General features: G+C 73.6%; 4 protein-coding genes. All 4 read right to left on the reverse strand.

Going from position 1 to position 1,505, the window contains the following annotated elements:
- Positions 1-223 (reverse strand): peptidase associated/transthyretin-like domain-containing protein (locus ACZ5CR_RS44955; RefSeq protein ID WP_468869379.1); only part of this gene is annotated, 223 nt, incomplete at its 3' end.
- A gap of 56 nt (positions 224-279) precedes the next feature.
- Positions 280-507, reverse strand: coding sequence for a hypothetical protein (locus ACZ5CR_RS44960; protein WP_468869381.1), 228 nt, complete (start codon positions 505-507; stop codon positions 280-282).
- Positions 508-684 carry a hypothetical protein gene (locus ACZ5CR_RS44965; RefSeq protein WP_468869382.1) on the reverse strand — a complete coding sequence of 59 codons (177 nt, stop codon included), beginning with the start codon at positions 682-684 and terminating at the stop codon, positions 508-510.
- A 94-nt stretch (positions 685-778) separates the two neighbouring features.
- On the reverse strand, positions 779-1,420 hold the full coding sequence (locus tag ACZ5CR_RS44970; RefSeq protein ID WP_468869384.1) for a TetR/AcrR family transcriptional regulator: 642 nt from the start codon (positions 1,418-1,420) through the stop codon (positions 779-781).
- Positions 1,421-1,505 lie beyond the last annotated feature (85 nt).

Here is a 1,505-nt window from a genome sequence, read left to right on the forward strand (position 1 = left end):
GCAGCTTGTAGCGCGCCCCGTATGTGCAGGCCGGGGACAGTTCGAGCTCGGTCCTGGTGACGCCCTGCGCGGCGATCTCGACGGGCAGGGCGATCGGCCGATACCCGGCCGCGGTCACCGCGAGGGTCAGCTGGCCGGGCACCAGTTCGGCGAAGCCGAAGGTGCCGTCCGCATCGGTCGGCCCGGCGGCGAGCACATCGCCGCGCACGTCGGCCGCGACCACCAGGGCGCCGGCGACGGCGTCCTGTCATCGGCCGACGTGCCGGAGATGGGGTAGCCCTAGGCGGAGGTGATGAGCGCGTAGCTTCCCGCGCCCGGCGCGTCCACGGCGTACGAACCGTCCAAGTGGGCCGCAGTGCGGCCCACTTGCCGCCCGCCCGGCGAGATCGGGGTGATGACCGCCCGCGGCACGGGTGCCGACTCGGCGCCGATGGCGTGCCCGCTGACCGGGACGCCGACGGAGGACCGGACGGCGTCCGCGGCCGGGACGGCGGCCGGGCTCGCCACCTACGCGTCGTGCTCGGTGTTCTCGTGGGTCCCGTCCCTTCGGCCTCGGAGGCCGAACGCCGCGAGGGCGGCGCCCACGAGGGCGAGGATGCCGGTGACCAGGACGGCGGTGTGGACGCCGTTCATGAAGGCGGTGTGGTTGCCTTCCACCACGGCCGCCCTGAGCCGTGCGGGCATCGCGTCGGTGACCGGGGGCGACGCCCATCGCAATGAAGGACACAGCAGTGGGAGGAGTGGCCCGGTCGGGCCAGGTCAGGGCGATCCCGGGGAGTCACGCCGTGCGGCAGACCCGCTCGATCAGCGTCTGCCAGCTGTCGCCCAGTGGGCGGGTGCGGTGCTGGAAGGCGGCGTCGGCCTCGGCGTCCCCGTCGGGGCCGTTCCCCGGCAGCGCGAGGAAGATCATGAAGGGGCCTTCCAGCGCGCTGGTGAGCTGCACCGTGAGGCTGTCCAGATCGGCGACACCGGTGCCCGCCCGGCCGAGCAGCATGCGGATGTGGGCCTGACTGAAGCCACTGCCGCCCTCGGCGGGGACAGCCCGGTGCCGGTCCAGTGAGGAGCGGACGATCGTGACGTGGTCGGCGAGGTAGGCGACGCGGGCTCGGCCGTAGGCGACCAGCCGGTCGAGGGGCTCGGCACCCGGGCCGAGTGGGGGCGGGCCGGCCAGGACCTGGTGCTGGAAGGCGTGCTCGTCGTCTTCGAGCAGGGCGTGGAAGATGCCGGCGCGGGTGCGGAAACGGCGGTAGACGGTGCCCTTGCCCAGGCCGGCGCGTTCGGCGAGGCCGTCCATCGTGACCTTGTCCGCCCCCAGCTCGGCGGCCATCTCGCGCGCCACCGTCAGCAACTGCTCTCGGTTGCGGGCGGCGTCGGCGCGCTCGGCGCGGGGCCGTCCGAAGGGCAGCGGCGATCGTTCCATGCGGCAAATCTATCCCCGCCCGGAGGTCGGGAATTTAAGCGGGGTGAAGTCCGCTTAGGGTGTACGAGGCTCGGCCAGCCGCTCG

It is taken from the genome of Streptomyces sp. NPDC031274, from assembly GCF_055570235.1.

What these genes read in the sequence shown, in the direction of transcription:
- ACZ5CR_RS44965 (WP_468869382.1), bottom strand. Translation starts at nt 684, where the DNA reads ATGCCCGCACGGCTCAGGGCGGCCGTGGTGGAAGGCAACCACACCGCC.
- ACZ5CR_RS44970 (WP_468869384.1), bottom strand. Translation starts at nt 1,420, where the DNA reads ATGGAACGATCGCCGCTGCCCTTCGGACGGCCCCGCGCCGAGCGCGCC.